Raw genomic sequence first — 17,271 nt, forward strand, 5'->3', positions numbered from 1 at the left:
GACTTTGTTACAACTTCGTATCTTTCATACAAATTGAAACATATTGCTGATATTTAAAAGAAACCAGAGCGAGTATATTTTATTTCAACACCCTTTCTTCTTTTTCCATTTTCACGGTTGTTGATCTTCTCAATCGTTTCAAGGACAGCAACAATGACAAGGTTTAAGTTAAGGATAACTCATGGTCTATCCCATCATCCTGATATTATAAAAGAGACCACGAATCCTCGACAGGCTTTACGTTTTCTTGAACGTGAAGTATCACCTTATACGTGTAGCTTTACTAAAATTATCACCACAGATAATAAACAGTATGTGAAAAGTGTGGCTGAGGATGATAGCCAAGCATTTCGCGATGATTATGTACCTGATAATCAGTTTGTTGTTTGGTGGCAAAGAGTGTGGGGGTTTATATCTAATAAGAGTAAATAATGACAATTTTTAAAAGCGCCACCCCGCGAGTATGATCACGGCAGGGTGGGGTTGGTGTTAGCGTGGTTGCATCATTTGAAGAAGGGAATGATCACTTGGTCATGATCACTTCAGCTTGACGTTCTTCAGGCTTATCCATTCCAGTTTGCCATAACCAGTAAGTAATATTACCTGGGCAATTTAAGCTCACTACTTTGTGATTACCGTGGCAATCAATCGCGTGAATAGTCACGCCCTCGGTATAACCATCCTTTAGGTAATCGAGATCACGAATCGCTTCATACACCGCTTCATCTAAACTCATGCCCATTTTCATATACAGCACCACAGCATGAGCAGTTGAACAACGAATACTCATTTCACCGGTGTGAGTACAAGCACAAGCACCATAGCGACTGTCAGCATAAGATCCTGCCCCAATAATTGGACTATCCCCTAAACGACCTGGGTATTTCCATGCCCAGCCAGATGTAGAAGTTGCTGCGGTAATTTTGTTATTAATATCACTGCTAAGAAAAACCGTGGTATCACGTACGCGCTCAGGATCGGTAGCATTGTTAGAAAGTGGTGCGAGTGGCACGTTGGGGAATGCCGCTTGCTGCTCAGGAGTCATTGCGAGTGCTAATTTCTGCCACCACACTTGTTTTGAATCTTCGATAAGGTTATTACCTGCAACTGCGTCAATTTCATTAGCAAAAATAGCCGCGCCTTCACCGACTAAAATTTCATGATTGAGATCGGTCATCACCTTGTAAGCAACTTCAATTGGGTGGATATAACCTTTTAATGCACCGACAGCGCCAGTACGTAAGTTATCGCCGTCCATCACCGAGGCATCTAATTCCATTTCACCTAATACATTTGGCCAACCACCATAGCCAACGGTGCGAACTCGTGGGTCTAACTCAACCAATTTAATGCCTTCAACCAATGCGCGTAAGCCTTCTTCTCCAGCTTGTAAGCGACGAGCTGAGGCTTCAATGCCCGGATAGGCTTCTGAGTTTGCTAATAAGATCATTTTTTCGTCCTTGTTATTGGTGCAACTGATCTTGCAAGATCAGCTGTTGGCAGAGTTCGGTTAATAATAGGGTGCCGTAGCCTGTGGCTGCTTTGCTGTAAATTTTGCGGTGACTCATACCGAGTGACATTGCGGCTGAATCAATATGGATCCATTTTTGATTAGGCTGAATAAAGTGTGATAAGAAGGTCGCCGCCACACAGGGACTGCCGTCAGGCTCTTCACTACCATGACGAAGATCTGCAAAGTCACTTTTAAGGGCGGTCGTAAACATGCCACCCATTGGCATCGGCCATAGAGGCTCTGAACATGCTTGACCTGCGATGTTAGCATCAGCTATCAAGTTATTATCATTACCCATCAATGAGGCATAAGCTTTACCTAGCGCAATCCCAGTTCCGCCGGTTAAGGTCGCAATATCAACTAAATAGTCTGGCTGATAGTGCTGTTGGGCATAGTGGAGTACATCGGCAAGTACCATCCGTCCTTCAGCATCTGTAGTGATGATCTCAACACTGGTTTTATTGAGCATGGTGACCACATCGCCAGGTTTAATTGCTTTACCAGAAGGCATGTTTTCAACTAATCCACACAATCCAATCACTCGAATCGGTAATTGCAGTTGCGCGATGGCATTTAATGCACCAACTACCGCTGCCGCCCCGCCCATATCAACTTTCATGGTACTCATATAACGTGGTTGTTTAAGGCTAATACCACCAGCATCAAAGGTGACCCCTTTGCCGACTAAAGCCACTGTAAATTTGGGGTTTTGTGGATGATAATCGAGGCACAATAAACGTGCTTCGCGATCACTGCCTTGAGCAATACTCATTAAACCGCCAAAGCCTTGTTCAAGCATCATGGCATCATCAAGATATGATAATTCAATGTTGTTAATGGCTAATGCTGCTACCGCTTCTACAAATGATTGCGGGTAAATAACATTCCCTGGTTTGTTGATTAATTCACGCGCAATGAGTTGACTGTGAGCCAGAATTTTACCATGGTCAAACGCATTGCTATCGGCGCTATTGGCATTAACGAGGGTGAAATCTGCCACTCGCGGCGCTAAGTTAGAGTTATTACTATGGCAATAATGATAGCTCGATAAAGCGAGCCCAAAAGACAACCATTTGAACCATTGCTGGTGGCTAAATTGAGTCGCAATATTATCGTCAATACATAGCTGTAGCGTTGTCGCTTGGGTAAATGTTGTTGCGATTAAATAACCAATATCTTGAATGTCTGCTACCGTAATTACACCTTTACTGATCTCAGCATTAAAATGACTAATGTCTTGGTTAACGGTTAATTGCTGACTTTTTCCTAGCGTAAGGTGGACCGTACGGATTAACTGATCGCACGGTTGGATACGGGAAAATGTTATCGTAAACAAAGAACTGTTCATTATTTAGTTCCGCCATCAGCAATTGGATGAGGCATTTCAGTTTGGGTTTGAAGTTGGTTGGTATCGCTACGCTGTTGCCAACGACGCATGCCTTTGTGAGAACGTAATTGTGGGTTCGCTATTTCATCCACGGCGAAGTTTAATAACGATAACCCGATGGCAATAAAGATTAATGCCAGACATGGCGCCAGAATTTCCCACCAAGCACCAACTAGCATCGATGATGAGGTTTGGACGTTATACAGCATCACTCCCCAGCTAATAGAATTGGGATCACCAAGACCTAAGAATGACAAACTGGCTTCGGTCATAATTGCGAGTAGTACACAACCAATAAAACTCGCGCCAACAATGGACATTAAGTTAGGAAGGATCTCGACAGCAATAATTCGCCATGGTGATTCGCCGAGTACTTCGGCCGCCCGAATAAATTCTTTTTCCCTAACCGATAAGGTTTGAGCGCGCACGACACGCGCTCCCCATGCCCATGAGGTAATTGCAATAACCACTGCAATTGTCAGCGGCCCTGCTTGACCGATGAAAGCCGCAATAATAAAGAGTAATGGTAGCTGTGGAATCACCAGCATGATGTTCATTGCTGCGGTTAGGATTTCATCGACCTTGCCACCAAAGTAACCAGCAGAGACACCAATAAGGGTCGCTAAAAAACACACCATTAGTCCAGCACCAAGCCCTACGGCAATGGATGTACGCGCACCATAGATCACTTGTGACCATACATCGCGTCCCATACGGGTCGTCCCCAGAATATGATCTGCGTCTTTTGACATCAGTAGAGTACGTTTGTTGGTGGCGAGGTTTGTTGCTATCCAACCTTCGGGATTGTTTTGGGCAGCTTTTACTACAAATGCTGGATATTCATGGGGATAGCCAGTACCACGGTCAGGGGCGTGTTGGGTGATCAATGGGGCAAAAATAGCGGCAAATCCAAAAAGCAGCAGGAGACATAAGCCTGCTAGTGATTTTGGGTTACGGATTAATAGTTTAATAAGACCCATCATATTATTTATCTCCTTTACGCAGGCGAGGATCTAGCACCACAATTAACAGATCAGCCATAAAATTAAAGAACAGCATAAACATGGTCATTAACAGTAATTGTCCTTGTAGGACTTGATAATCACGGGCGTGAATGGCATTTAATAGCACAGTACCAAGACCTGGGTAGTTAAAGATCATTTCAACGATTAACTGGCCACTAATAGCTGTACCTAATGCCATTGAAAGTGCAGTGACGCTTGGTAACATAGCGTTACGTGCAGCATAGTTAAAAATCACGCGATGTTCGCTAAGACCTTTGGCTTTGGCCATGGTGATAAAATCTTCATTAAGAAGGTTAATCATGTTGTTACGCATGCTAATTAGGAAACCACCAATTTGGCTAACAGTGGCACACAATAATGGTAGGGCGGCGTGGTACATCACATCTTTATAGAAAGCCCAACTTGACCAGTCTGGTGTGGTACCTGACGTGTAAGCATTGCCCGTTGGAAACCACTCTAAACCGATAGCAAAAGTGAACATTACCAGCATGGCAATAACGACCGATGGGATTGATTGCACCACCAACATACTTGGTGAAATAAAGCTATCGTAATAACTACCACGACGCCAAGCGGCAAAAATGCCCATTATCGAACCGATACAAAACGATAAAATAACCGCGGTGCCAGTTAAAAATAATGACCAGCCAATAGCACCACCTAATAAATCATTAACCGATAACGGATAAAATTTAATTGAGGTTCCCCAATGACCAGTAAATATATTGATAAGGTAGGAAAAATATTGTTCATATAAAGGACCATCGACAAAGCCAAGTAATTTCTTCATGGCTTCTATACGCTCTGGACTTACATGTGCTGTAGCGTTGGCAAACATCATTGTCACCGGATCACCGGGCATTGCACGAGGTAATATAAAATTTAATGTCGCCGCGAATAATAATGCGACAAAATAAAACGATAATCGCCGAAAAAAGAATCCCATCTTAGTTATCCCTAATAAAGATATATATTCGAGAAATAAAAACCGCAACCGAAAGTGCTGTTGCGGTATTTATTTATTATGCTTTTGGTTTAAGATCTAATACGTGTAATAAACGCTCAGGTACACCAGACCAAGCCAAAGGACGGCCTTTAGGATTGTCACTGCTCCACCAACCGGTGTAACGACTTTCATTGAATTGGTAGACATCAACGCCAGACATTACAGGAATGGTGATTTGATTTTCTGCAATGATTTTCTGGATCTTATGGGCAATATCTTTTTGTTGATCTTGATTGGCTGTTTTGTAGAAGCTATCAAGCAATTGGTCTAGTTCAGCGTTTTTAAAGAAGTGCATCGCAAAGCGTGGCATGCTGGCACCTTCTTGGTAACGGGAGTGATAGGCGCTGTTCCAATAACGGTAGGGATCGGCACCGTTGAAGTAGTTGGTGTAGGCCATATCATAACTACCACTGGTCATCGCTTGGTTATAAACAGCAAAGTCAGAGGTTCTGGCTTTAGCATTAATACCGGCTATTTGCAGTTGTTCAACGCCGAGTTGAACGGTGTTATTAAAATCGGTCCAACCTGTAGGTGATTGAATTTCAATTTCTATTTTTTTGCCTGTTGGGGTTTCAATATAGCCATCACCATCAATGTCTTTAAAGCCCGCTTGAGCTAATAGTGCCTTTGCATTATCAATATTATAGGTGTTGAAGCCTTTGTATTGATTGTAAATATCCTTATTTGCCCAGAACTCTAAGCCTTTTCCTAACCCTGATGCGTAATCATTGACGATGCCATTACCATAGAAGGCGACATCAATGATTTTTTGGCGATCGATAGCCATAGAAAGTGCGCGGCGGAAATCAATATTATTAATGGCTTCGTTATTACCAGGGTGAGGCGATTTGAAGTTCATCATAAAAGCTTGTGTGCTAGCAGCAGGGTACCAGTATTTATGGTTGGGGTTACGGGCGGCATAGATCATATCAACGTCAGGAATAAAGGCACTGGTCCAGTCGAGCTCTGACTTAATGATTTTATTGAGTAACTGATCGTTAGTGGCAATTTGTGGTACTCGCAGACAGTCAACTTCAAGATTGTCATTATCCCAATAATTAGGGTTACGACATTGCACATATAGCTGCGGAGTAAAAGTCTCGATTTCTGTAAATGGACCTGAGCCGACAGGGTTTTCATTAGTAAATAGTTCCGGGTTTTTAATGTCTTTCCAAATATGCTTGGGTACGATAGGAATCGTAGATATTTCATAAGGTAAGTTAGAATTTGCTTCAGTTAATTCAAAAATAACCTTGTCACCATCTTGATAAACACGCTTGATCCAGTTGTCCATGCTTTTAGGATCAAGTTCTGGCTTATCATGAATAAGTTGGAATGAATACACGACATCTTCTGCGGTAAAGGGCTTACCATCAGACCACTTTACACCTTCACGGATTTCAAATGTCACCTGCATAAGATCATCAGACATGTAGTAATTTTTAGCTAACCGCATAACGGGCTTATTACCATGCATTTGGTTAAAAATGACTAAAGGCTCATAAATAAAGTCGGAGGTGGTACGTAAGTTTGTCGCAAGGTAGGGGTTAAAGTTACGTATCATCGTGGGGTAAAAATCAGCCACAATCGTTAGGTGATTTTTTTCTTCAGCAAAAGCTGTTGGTGCGCTAAGGGCAGCTAATGTCACTAACGCTAAGCTATGCGCTTTATTTATAATCATGAAGATTCCTTATTATAGATGTAGGGTTTAAATTCCGTGTTAAACATGATGAAAGCTGGTTATACGTATTAATTACTATTATTTCTTTTGAATATAATTAATTTGAACATGGTCGCAAATGTTATTTTTACTTTTATTATTTATTTAGTATGGTGCTGATCTCATTTTTATATTTAAAGGTTAAATAGGAATAAAAAGTTTAAAAATAAAAGTCGTAACAAGATACGCATATAAAAATATGCGTATTTGAATTATTATTAATATGGTTTAATAAAGTTTATAAATTAATATGTGCCTCGAAGGTGATATAAGGTTAAATTTTGTTTTAGTGTTTCAAGATCACACTCACCAATATAATCAATTCGATGTTTAGCACCCGTTATATGGCTTGGTAATAAAGTAAAGCTACTGTTATTAAAGCGCCCCTGACATTCAAGTTGTGGTTCAACAAATAATGCAGGGTGATCACAGTCTAATTCTAGCCAAATACTATCGTTATCTTGCTGCCAGGTGGCGGCAATGGTCGAATGCTGTAATTGTGCATGTTTAAATAAACACGGGTAATGATCATTTTCTGTCACACTCCCATCTGCGCAAGTTAAGCTAACATGGTAAAAAAACTGTTTGGTTTCAGCCGCTGTTAGAGCTTCATCAGATCGCCATAGAATATCACTGCTATCTGGGGTTAACTGTGTCTTTAATGGCCATGTCGCAACGACATTACCTTGCCAATCTACCTTGATCACCTTTCCGCTAATTGGCATTGATTGATGATGATCATTAACCACATGTAGGCATAATGGCTGTTGCGGTTGCTGAATAAATGTTGCTAATACCGGAGCGAAGAAACGTTTAGCATGGTGGTGGAGCTGTTTCCAGCGTCCGGTATATTCAATGCTCGACCATGAGCTTACAGGCCAGCAATCATTAAGTTGCCAGTAAAGAATGCCACGACAATGTTGTTTATTTGCGCGCCAAAATTCGGTTGCGGTTTTTATTGCTAATGCTTGTTGGACTTGGCTTAAGTACAACATATTGGCAAAACCGACCGGGAAACGGAAATAACGGGTAAACATCTCGGTAATAATACTGTTACCACGGCCATTTTTTTGATGCTGTTCAAAAGTCGGTGAGGTGACGTTCCAATCTTCAACATCAGCAAAGGTTTTGACCGTTGGCAGTGATGGCCATGATTGATAACCAAATTCGGAACAAAAACGTGGCTTAACACTGTGGTAAGCATCAAACGATTTACCTGAATGCCATACATCCCAAAAATGCATATCACCACGGTTATCATCATGCCATGCATCACCAAAGTCGAGTTCGCCATTACACGGTGAACTGGCCCAAAAACGACGGCTTGGATCGTACTGTTCAACCACTTGTTGCAGCATGCGATTTAAACGGTCGTAGTTAACCACATATTTTTCACGATTGTGTTTAGATTCGTCATACCAGCCAATAGCACCAATCACTTCATTATCACCACACCATAATGCCAGTGATGGGTGAGCGGCTAAGCGTTTAACTTGATCACGAATTTCTAATTCAACATCCACTAAAAATTCAGAGGTTGATGGATATAACGCACAGGCAAACATCAGATCTTGCCATACCAATAATCCGAGCTCATCACACAATTCATAAAAAATATCGTGCTCATACATACCACCGCCCCAAACGCGGATCATATTCATATTAGCCGCAACGGCATCTTCTAATAATTGACGGTAGCGTTCTGGTGTCTGACGACTAGGCAGGGCATCTAGTGGAATCCAGTTAGCCCCTTTGGCGGTGATTGCATTGCCATTAACGACAAATGTCATTGCACTACCAATATCATCGGCTTGAGTATTTAAAACTAATTCGCGCAAACCGAGTTTTTTGGTGATGGTTTGATTATTGAGGGTGACAACCAATGGATATAACGGTTGAGCACCATAGCCCGCGGGCCACCACCGTTGTGGTTCAGTCACAATAACCGTTGTTGTTATCGTTTGGTGGCCTTTGGTTGCACTATCTAGGCTAATAGTATGCAGTTGCTGATTAAAATCGAGTGTAAGTGTTTGCTCCGCATGGGCAGTTATTACTTCGTATTCAATAGTAAACCTGACTTCACAGTCGCCATTGGTTAGCCATGTTTGTTGAGTACCAACATGATGTAAACGGGTGTGATACACAGGGGTTAATGTCAGTGACTGGTATACGCCAGTTGATAATAAACAAATGCCCCAATCCCAACCAGCATGACATTGCGTTTTACGAAGGGTATTCATATGCGGAATTTGATTATTACCCACGGCCCACGGTACAGCAAAAGGCAATCTATCCGCGCGGCGTTTGGCTTCAATATCATTACGCGCCAATGCAATACTAATATGGTTTATACCGCGCTGTAGATAAGGCAGTACATCAACTTGGTAAAGACGAAACATATTATTGCAGGTCAACACTTGGGTACCATTAATACAAATTACCGCCATGGTATCAACAAACGATAAATCTAAATCAAAGGCTGTTACATCAAGCTGATCTTGTTCGACAGTGAATTCACGAGTAAGTAACCATTCACTCTCACCAACCCACTGAATTAACGTTTCGTTACAGCCATAGTAAGGTTGCGGTAATAAATCTGCAGCGATTAGAGCAGAGTGAACATCACCAGGTAAGGTGCACGTTGTATGAATATGAGAATGCTGAGGTGAAGTGAGCGTCCACTGACCATCTAATGAAATATGTGACACGTAACAATCCTTATTATTGTGTGAAAATGAAGCAACACGGAACACAATGAAATAAGAGTGTATTACTATGTAAAGTGAATTAGCAGTGGATTAAACATGCAATAACTGGACTTTTGTATCAATTTGATGGATTTGTGACCGGCTTATATCACTTTTGTCGTTAGTCATTATTGTTGCAATTAACAATAATTTACGTTGAAAATTTTTAGTTATGTGGATTAAAAAAGCAGTAGTTAACAACCACTGCTTGGTTAATTAATGGACTCGGTATTCGGTAGGAGTCTTACCGGTTTTTCGCTTAAAGACTCGACAAAAATAATTAGAATCATGGTAGCCACAGCGAGTCGCGACTTCCTCCAAACGGAAGTTGTAGCGTTTTAACATAAATTTAGCCCGTTCCAATCGTACCCAGGCAATATAATCGGCAAAGCGCATATGGCCTTCTTGACGAAATAAACGTGACAAGTGATTTGGGGAAATATTAAACCGCTCAGCAACAGTATTGCGGTTGATATTACGATGGAAGTTTTCTTGCACGTAAATACAAATACCTTTAAATAAATCTTGGCTACGACGAGTACAATCGGTGGTCGGCATTTCCAACATATCTTTGCAATAACACAGTAATGCTATTAATAAAAATTTATCCGCCGGCTGTTTTTTCTTTTCGTGGGTGAGGCTTGATAGCGCATTGAGAATATGATCGATAGCATGGCTACTACGTTGTGGCACACTGTATTTTTGGACATCATAAAAACCATCTTCATTCTCACGCTTACTGACTAAGCTAAAGCCAAGCTGACTTTTACCAAATAATAAGCTTAATACTGAGCATTCGTGTTGCCAGTCAGGTTTATTCCAAGCGTTGGCGGGAATGAATAATGCGTCACCAACTCCAAGCGTGACATCGGTGATGTCTGGTTGTTGGTTATCAAAACTATTGGCATAGCGGCCTTTAAATACTAATTCTAAGCGTGGAAAGTTAACTTGGTAACTCGATTCAAGTGGCAGTAATGAATCACCTGCAAACCAGATGTCATTTAAAGATTCAAAATCAGAAATGGCACTATCGAGTAAATCGATAAAAATATTATGCATGTCTTGCGTCTACTTATTGTTATTTTTCATGGACTAACAAATCGATACAGACGTATTAAACGTACCTTATGTGTTAATGTGCGTATTATTATTTAGCTAGTTATTGAATGCGATACAATGCTTTTGAATTTGTTATGTTGATACAAGTTTATTGAGTTGATAGAAGTATTATGCGCATTTTTGAGTTGTTATAGAAAAAGCCACCTTAAAGAACGTGATCTAAGGTGGCTTTGTTTTAGGGGGAAATTGAGACACTTTAATTTAATCGTGTCTTATGTAGCATTAAGCTTGAGCTAGATGCGCTTCAATTTTATCCATGATCTGTGGTGCTTTCTTTACCGCATCAGCCACACCAACACGGACAATCTTTTTACCCGCGAAACGCTCTTCGTTTTTAATCGCAATGTCTTTCGTTAGAATCACGATATCAGCGTCAGCTACATCATTCATCGTAATTTCATTTTCAATACCGATAGATCCTTGTGTTTCAATCTTAACATCCCAACCTTTTGCTTTTGCTGCTGTTTCTAGTGCTTCTGCTGCCATGTACGTATGTGCAACACCAGATGGGCAAGATGTAATACCTAATAATTTCATGTGAATCTCCAAATTTATTATTGAATGCATTTAGCATGTTGATAAGTGAATGCGATGTTATTAATCAAAACTTAGGTCAAGGTCATCAGAAGCAGCGACTGGTGCTTTATCATTTTGACGTTGTTCAATCGGTTTTTTAAGGAAGTTAACCATTAGTGCTGTTGTTACTGAGCCGGCAATGATAGCAACCACGTAGAAGATACGACCATCAACTACGGGTAGTACAATCAGACCGCCCCATGGTGCATGGTTTAGTACACCAAATAAGAATGCTGTTACGTTACCAACGATGCCACCAACGACGATTGAAGGGATTACACGCATTGGATCTGAGGCTGCGAATGGGATTGCGCCTTCAGTGATACCGATACAGCCCATGATTCCAGCCGCTTTACCCGCTTCACGCTCTTCATCAGAGTAACGCTTAGGCGATAAAAGAGTTGCAAGGAACATACCTAGTGGCGGTACACAGATAGCAACACCAACACCACCCATTAACCATGGTTGAGTACCAACTTGTGTTTGAGCAAATAGGGTTGCTACTTTGTTGATAGGGCCACCCATATCAAAGGCAGTCATACCACCTAGAATGACACCTAAGAATGCTTTAGATGTGCCAGCCATGCCTTGAAGCCATGCATTCATGCCTTCCATTGCCATTGCAATCGGCGCACCGATAACCCAGATAACAAGACCTGAAACAATGAACGTACCACCAATAGGAAGAATGAAATAAGTTGAGATGGCTTTGAGTTTGTTTGATAGCGGAATACGTTTTAGTTGTAGTACTACGTAACCGGCAATGAAACCAACAATGATTGCGCCAATAAAGCCGGCGTTAACTTGGTTAGCAAGGTAAGCACCAATCATACCTGGCGCAAGAGCTGGACGGTCAGCGATAGAGTAAGCAATGTAGCCACCTAGCACCGGTACGAATAATGTGAAACCTGCGATACCCATGTCCCAAAGGCCTTCAAGGAAAACACCTTGAGGAACTGCGCCTTTACCACCTAGCATTACTGAAAGTGCAAGTAATACACCGCCAGCAACAACGAACGGTAACATATGGCTGGTACCAGTTAATAGGTGCCGTTTTAATTGCGACAATTGGTTTTTCATAAGAATAACTCCATTTCGTTATGACAACGTTGGCCACGGATAAGGACAAGAACATAACAGGTTTAAGATGGCGATAAGCCGTTTTGTTGGAGCTATTATGTGCGGCTAAAAAAATTATCGGTATGGGATAAAACGTGCATTTGCTGGACATTTGTAACCAGCCAAATGAGATGTGATTTAACTCTCAGGTTTGAGGTGGGGATAAAGAGATCTAGCGCACATAACATGCGCGAATGGTGTTTGCTTTTGATTGCAGCAACAAAAATAAAGCTTTGACAGCCTAATATTGTGGTGATTTGTATAATTGATCGCGGCAGTAAAGGTGGATTAATCTAACCGAAGACGATATTGATCTGGCGTTGCACCAGTGTATTTTTTAAATAGCGTAATAAACGGTGAGGCTTGATGATAACCTAACGTTAATGCCGTTTCGTTAACTGACATTCCTTGGCGTAATAGGTGTAGTGAATAGATAAATCTACGTCGTTGTCGCCACTCCGTAAAACTGATCCCTAATTTATTTTTATAATGGCGTGCTAAGGTACGTTCAGTCGTGTGCAGCTGTTGTGCCCATTGCGCTAAGGAAAGGTTATTAATCGGATTATGTTCTAATTCAATTAAAATCGTCTGTAATAACTTATCTTCGCTGGTGGGTAAAAATTGATCGTGTTCTTCACACAGTAATACTTGATCAAATAACACCGTGATTAAGTGTTTATCCTGTTCGCTGGTTGCGACCGTAATCTGACGCAGACGTAGATCCTCAATGATAGCGGTCATAATTGCACTGACTTCTAATAAACAAGGGTAAGCGGGAAGCTTATCTGACAGCGGTGGACAAATATTCATTGAACAGTAATTAAGGCTGCGTCGAATATAGCTTTTATGCTCTATCATCGGTGGCATCCATAGTGCATAACGTGGTGGCGCTAAAAAACGTTTGCTCGCAGTGCTAAGTTCAATAATACCATTGCTTACAAGATGTAACTGTCCCCAGTAATGACTATGATTGAGGGTGCTCGTATCTGGCTCAAACACTTCATGGACAAAAAATATATCATCAGGTGGGTTGTTATTATCAATAACTGGGTTGTAAATAGTAGTCATGATCTGATCCAAACAACATTGCTAAATTATAAGTATATCAGCCACTAAGAAGGTGATGAAAGAGGCAATTGATATGAGTAATTACTTTTATAGTGCCAAGTGTTAATTAAATAACGCAATTTAATAATTAACAAATGTATTTTAAATAATAATATTGTATTTGTTATTCATGGATATTTTTTATTTTAAAGACTATTTTTGCAATTAAAATTATTATTGTTGTTTTTATGACATTCTCATTGATGTAATCGTTTATTTTCTGATTCTTTATTTTTTTATCACAATTCCACACGTGAGCTATATAGGAATATTATGAGATTTAGAACTGATATAAATGGCTTACGTGCCTTAGCCGTTATTGCGGTGGTATTGTTTCATTTTAATCCACCTTGGGTTCGTATTCCTGGTGGTTTTGCTGGCGTTGATGTTTTTTTTGTTATTTCTGGTTTTCTAATGACCAGTATTATATTTAGAGGATTAGAAAATAATAATTTCTCTATTATTAAGTTTTATATAGCCCGTGCTAATCGTATTATTCCTCCATTGATGGCGATGTGCTGTGTATTATTAATATTAGGTTGGTTTTACTTAACGCCCGTAGATTATCGAATCTTGGGTAAGCATATTGCTGGCAGTAGCGGTTTTATCTCTAACATTTTTTATTTTAAAGAATCAGGTTATTTTGATGCTGGATCTCATGAAAAATGGCTATTACACACTTGGTCTCTCTCTGTGGAATGGCAATTTTATATCATCTACCCTGTAGTGTTGGTTATTCTTAAAAAAGTTTTTAGCTTCAAGAGTATAAAGAAAATACTGGTGATTATTACCGGCTGTGGTTTTGTATTTAATCTGTACATTAGTTATCAAAATCCGACTTACGCCTATTTTCTGCTTCCTGCTCGTGGATGGGAAATGATGTTAGGTGGATTAGCGTATTTGTATCCAATTCAACTTAATGAAAATAATAAGAAATATTGTCAGTGGCTAGGGGTACTATTAATTATTGCGGCTTATAGTACTATGGGTGAGCAAGACATGTGGCCGGGGTATTTAGCATTAATGCCAGTTGAAGGCGCATTTCTTATTATTATTGCTAATCGTCACCATAGTTTTTTTGAACACCCTATTTTACAACGATTAGGTACATGGTCGTATTCCATTTATTTATGGCACTGGCCGTTAGTTGTAATTGGGTATTATCTATCTATCCCATATTTTGAATTTGTCGGTCTTCCTATTTCAATATTATTAGGGTATTTAAGTTATCGCTATATTGAAAATCGAAAAGTGTCGACTCAATCGGTATCAATATCGCGTCAAATAGTAACCTCTATTCCATTGTGGTTAATTGTTGTGGTTGGGGGAGTTGCTGCGGTGGTATTTAAGCATCATGGTTTTGCTGTTGATAGATTTCCAACCAGTGTGAATAATATTGTTAAAGATATAAAGCCAACCCCTAATCGTGATAATTGCCATATTTACAGCTACCAAGACCCGACTAAAGCATGTGAATATTATGGTCATAATATTGATTGGGCGGTATTAGGAGATAGTCATGCTATTAGTATTAGTTATGCCTTAGCCAATCGTCTAAAAGCCACTGATCAAGGGCTTAAACACTTTAGCTTTGCTGGTTGTATTCCCTCGTATGGCCAAAAAAACAACTTTAGCCTCTGCTCACGGTGGTATAACGAAGCTGCTGACTATATTTTACAAAATAAAAAGATTCAAAATGTGGTGTTGATTAATCGCTACTCTGCCGGGTTATATGGTGAAAATGAAGGTATATATCCGCAGTTAGCACATAAAAAAATGCCAGAGTATGCGGGTATATTAACCGCATTTGATAAGTTGGTTTTACAATTAGCTCATACCAAAAAAAATGTTTACGTGATAAAACCTGTACCAGAAATGGGACGTAGCATAAGTAAGTTATTCTATGAAAATTATTGGGTAGGTAAGCCAGTTAAAGATATTATATCAATGTCAAAATCTTATTATAAACAGCGTAATTACGATATTTTGCGTCATTTTAAACAAGCTCGATATCCAGCTAATGTTCATTTTATAGATTCACAAAAAGAGTTTTGTGATGCCCGTTATTGTTATGCTGTACGAGATTCACATCCTTTGTATCATGATGCTCATCATGCCTCACAGCAGGGGGCTGAGAAACTTGTGTCGCAGATAGTCATTTAGCTTTGCTGTTTATATATTAGGAATAATAATCTGCCGCGGAAGGATGAACCCATTGTGACAAAATGGTATTATCTGCGCCCGTTTTACTCCGTGACTCTTGGATAACTTAATGAATTTTGATCGTATTGTCTGTTTTGACCTCGAAATGTGCTGCTGGAATGATGGCCGCACATCGCGAACTGGTGAAATCATCGAAATTGGAGTGGCGGAACTGGATTTAAATACTGGTCGTATTGTGCGACGCGCTCAACATTATGTTCGACCTGTGCATGATGAAATTTCGCCTTTTTGCACTGAATTAACAGGTATTAAACCTGATTTGATTGAAAAAAATGGTAAGCCATTAGCGACTATTTTACGTTCTATTGAACAAAAGTTTGGTGGGCGTCATAAAATCTATGCCGCTTGGGGTCATGATGATCGTATTTTAAAGAAAGAATGTGCAGCTAAAGAGTTAAAAGTTCCGTTTCGTGAGTATATAAATTTAGCGACGCTATTTAAATTACAACGCCATGTAACGAATAAGCGCCTTGGGCAACGTGCTGCGATGGAAATTGCAGGTGTGAGTTGGGAAGGACGTCAGCACTCAGGCTATGTTGATGCTTATAACTTGGCTCGATTAGCCGCGACGATGTTCTGTGACAAAGAGTCATTAACGAACGATTAGCGTGGTTGGTTAATAAACATAAATCTTTTTTCTAAACCTTAAATTTTTTACATTCTGATACAGAGTAAGAAATTTAAGGTTTTTTCTTTTAAATCCATAAATGTCCGACTAAGCATTTTCTATGTCCGATTACGAATATATGTTTCTCATAGGAAGTGACAAAATAACCTCGTTATCTATTTCAATTTCCCTTATTGAAATGACTGTTTTATCTAAGGCCGACAATGTTCTATTTATTACCTTTTTTTACTGTTGCAATCTGGGCAGGGAATGCCATTGTCAATAAGATGGCATTCAGTGTCATCGATCCTGGAGCGATTTCTTTTTATCGTTGGTTTTTTGCTTTAGTTGCGTTAACCCCTTTTTTAGCCAAGTCTGTGTGGCGTGAACGAGCAATTATTAAACCTTATCTCACTAAGTTAGCTTTTTTAGGCTTACTTGGAATGGTTCTTAACCAATCATTAGGTTATTTTGCCGCAGCGACCACGAGTGCGACCAACATCGCATTGATTATTTCATTGGTGCCATTGGTGAGTATGTTTTTAAGTGTGCCATTATTAGGTCAACGCTTATCACCTTTTGCACTCGTAGGGGCGGTTTTATCATTAAGTGGTTTGGTATTAATGCTAAGTCATGGCCATGTAAGTAGCTTAGTGAGTCAGGGTATCAAGCAGGGCGATGCGTTAATGCTGATCGCCGCTGTGGTGTATGCTTTATATTGTGTGTTACTTAAACGCTGGAAAATGCCGATTTCAAATTGGCACTCAGTTTATGTGCAGTGCCTATTTGCGGTAGTGATGTTAACGCCGTTATTGTTAACGAGTCATCGTATGGCTATTACAGCAGCAGCTGCCCCTCTAATTATGTATGCAGCATTACTTGCATCAGTATTAGCGCCATGGTTGTGGATGCAAAGCATTGAGCGTTTAGGCGCAGATAGAACGGCGATGTTCATGAACTTGTTGCCTATCATGGCGGCAGGTATTGCGAGTGTGATGTTAGGTGAGCATTTACACACTTACCATTATGTTGGTGGCATTATGGTGCTATCTGGGGTTGCTATGGCGCAAAAACGTGCGAAAGCGAAGAAGGTCGTTGAAGCGGTTATCGCATAGTCAGAAT

The 17,271-nt window shown here is 40.3% G+C and carries 14 protein-coding genes; 4 read left to right on the forward strand and 10 right to left on the reverse strand.

Features of this window, described 5'->3' with window-relative positions:
- The first annotated feature begins 153 nt into the window (after positions 1-153).
- On the forward strand, positions 154-432 hold the full coding sequence (locus PPBDW_RS19690) for a hypothetical protein (RefSeq protein WP_036791856.1): 279 nt from the start codon (positions 154-156) through the stop codon (positions 430-432).
- Between the two features lie 91 nt (positions 433-523).
- On the opposite strand, the gene PPBDW_RS19695 is transcribed toward PPBDW_RS19690, so the two are convergent.
- The 10 genes from PPBDW_RS19695 to PPBDW_RS19740 form a co-directional block, all read right to left on the reverse strand.
- Positions 524-1,450: a glycosylasparaginase gene (locus PPBDW_RS19695; protein ID WP_036791858.1), complete on the reverse strand. Its 927-nt coding sequence runs from the start codon at positions 1,448-1,450 to the stop codon at positions 524-526.
- A 13-nt stretch (positions 1,451-1,463) separates the two neighbouring features.
- Complete coding sequence (locus PPBDW_RS19700; protein ID WP_036791861.1) at positions 1,464-2,861, reverse strand: leucyl aminopeptidase family protein; 1,398 nt, start codon at positions 2,859-2,861, stop codon at positions 1,464-1,466.
- Complete coding sequence (locus tag PPBDW_RS19705; protein WP_036791863.1) at positions 2,861-3,883, reverse strand: ABC transporter permease; 1,023 nt, start codon at positions 3,881-3,883, stop codon at positions 2,861-2,863. Before PPBDW_RS19705 ends, PPBDW_RS19700 begins: the two co-directional genes overlap by 1 nt.
- A 1-nt stretch (position 3,884) precedes the next feature.
- On the reverse strand, positions 3,885-4,871 hold the full coding sequence (locus PPBDW_RS19710) for an ABC transporter permease (RefSeq protein ID WP_036791866.1): 987 nt from the start codon (positions 4,869-4,871) through the stop codon (positions 3,885-3,887).
- Between the two features lie 76 nt (positions 4,872-4,947).
- Entirely contained in the window at positions 4,948-6,612 is a 1,665-nt protein-coding gene (locus PPBDW_RS19715) for an ABC transporter substrate-binding protein (protein ID WP_036791868.1), read from the reverse strand.
- 284 nt (positions 6,613-6,896) lie between these two features.
- Positions 6,897-9,359, reverse strand: coding sequence for a glycoside hydrolase family 2 protein (locus PPBDW_RS19720; protein WP_036791871.1), 2,463 nt, complete (start codon positions 9,357-9,359; stop codon positions 6,897-6,899).
- Between the two features lie 255 nt (positions 9,360-9,614).
- A complete protein-coding gene (locus PPBDW_RS19725) occupies positions 9,615-10,457 on the reverse strand; it encodes a helix-turn-helix transcriptional regulator (protein WP_036791874.1) in 843 nt (280 codons plus the stop codon).
- Positions 10,458-10,739: 282 nt separating this feature from the next.
- The gene (locus PPBDW_RS19730) at positions 10,740-11,054 is read right to left on the reverse strand and encodes a PTS fructose-like transporter subunit IIB (RefSeq protein WP_036791876.1); all 315 of its coding nucleotides are present in this window, start codon (positions 11,052-11,054) and stop codon (positions 10,740-10,742) included.
- A 60-nt stretch (positions 11,055-11,114) separates the two neighbouring features.
- Entirely contained in the window at positions 11,115-12,173 is a 1,059-nt protein-coding gene (locus PPBDW_RS19735) for a PTS fructose transporter subunit EIIC (protein WP_036791878.1), read from the reverse strand.
- Between the two features lie 327 nt (positions 12,174-12,500).
- Positions 12,501-13,280 carry an AraC family transcriptional regulator gene (locus tag PPBDW_RS19740; protein ID WP_036791881.1) on the reverse strand — a complete coding sequence of 260 codons (780 nt, stop codon included), beginning with the start codon at positions 13,278-13,280 and terminating at the stop codon, positions 12,501-12,503.
- A 312-nt stretch (positions 13,281-13,592) separates the two neighbouring features.
- On the opposite strand from PPBDW_RS19740, the gene PPBDW_RS19745 reads away from it, so the two are divergent.
- The 3 genes from PPBDW_RS19745 to PPBDW_RS19755 all read left to right on the forward strand — a co-directional run bounded on the left by PPBDW_RS19745 (position 13,593) and on the right by PPBDW_RS19755 (position 17,264).
- Positions 13,593-15,482, forward strand: coding sequence for an acyltransferase family protein (locus tag PPBDW_RS19745; RefSeq protein ID WP_036791884.1), 1,890 nt, complete (start codon positions 13,593-13,595; stop codon positions 15,480-15,482).
- Between the two features lie 109 nt (positions 15,483-15,591).
- The gene (locus PPBDW_RS19750; protein WP_036791887.1) at positions 15,592-16,149 is read left to right on the forward strand and encodes a 3'-5' exonuclease; all 558 of its coding nucleotides are present in this window, start codon (positions 15,592-15,594) and stop codon (positions 16,147-16,149) included.
- Between the two features lie 224 nt (positions 16,150-16,373).
- Positions 16,374-17,264 carry a DMT family transporter gene (locus PPBDW_RS19755; RefSeq protein WP_036791890.1) on the forward strand — a complete coding sequence of 297 codons (891 nt, stop codon included), beginning with the start codon at positions 16,374-16,376 and terminating at the stop codon, positions 17,262-17,264.
- Positions 17,265-17,271 lie beyond the last annotated feature (7 nt).

Source organism: Photobacterium kishitanii, from assembly GCF_000613045.3.
GTDB lineage: Bacteria > Pseudomonadota > Gammaproteobacteria > Enterobacterales > Vibrionaceae > Photobacterium > Photobacterium kishitanii.

Coding starts and splice junctions, on each gene's coding strand:
- PPBDW_RS19745 (WP_036791884.1), top strand. CDS start 13,593: ATGAGATTTAGAACTGATATAAATGGCTTACGTGCCTTAGCCGTTATT.
- PPBDW_RS19705 (WP_036791863.1), bottom strand. CDS start 3,883: ATGATGGGTCTTATTAAACTATTAATCCGTAACCCAAAATCACTAGCA.
- PPBDW_RS19755 (WP_036791890.1), top strand. CDS start 16,374: ATGTTCTATTTATTACCTTTTTTTACTGTTGCAATCTGGGCAGGGAAT.
- PPBDW_RS19725 (WP_036791874.1), bottom strand. CDS start 10,457: ATGCATAATATTTTTATCGATTTACTCGATAGTGCCATTTCTGATTTT.
- PPBDW_RS19730 (WP_036791876.1), bottom strand. CDS start 11,054: ATGAAATTATTAGGTATTACATCTTGCCCATCTGGTGTTGCACATACG.
- PPBDW_RS19710 (WP_036791866.1), bottom strand. CDS start 4,871: ATGGGATTCTTTTTTCGGCGATTATCGTTTTATTTTGTCGCATTATTA.
- PPBDW_RS19740 (WP_036791881.1), bottom strand. CDS start 13,280: ATGACTACTATTTACAACCCAGTTATTGATAATAACAACCCACCTGAT.
- PPBDW_RS19695 (WP_036791858.1), bottom strand. CDS start 1,450: ATGATCTTATTAGCAAACTCAGAAGCCTATCCGGGCATTGAAGCCTCA.
- PPBDW_RS19750 (WP_036791887.1), top strand. CDS start 15,592: ATGAATTTTGATCGTATTGTCTGTTTTGACCTCGAAATGTGCTGCTGG.
- PPBDW_RS19715 (WP_036791868.1), bottom strand. CDS start 6,612: ATGATTATAAATAAAGCGCATAGCTTAGCGTTAGTGACATTAGCTGCC.
- PPBDW_RS19700 (WP_036791861.1), bottom strand. CDS start 2,861: ATGAACAGTTCTTTGTTTACGATAACATTTTCCCGTATCCAACCGTGC.
- PPBDW_RS19690 (WP_036791856.1), top strand. CDS start 154: ATGACAAGGTTTAAGTTAAGGATAACTCATGGTCTATCCCATCATCCT.
- PPBDW_RS19735 (WP_036791878.1), bottom strand. CDS start 12,173: ATGAAAAACCAATTGTCGCAATTAAAACGGCACCTATTAACTGGTACC.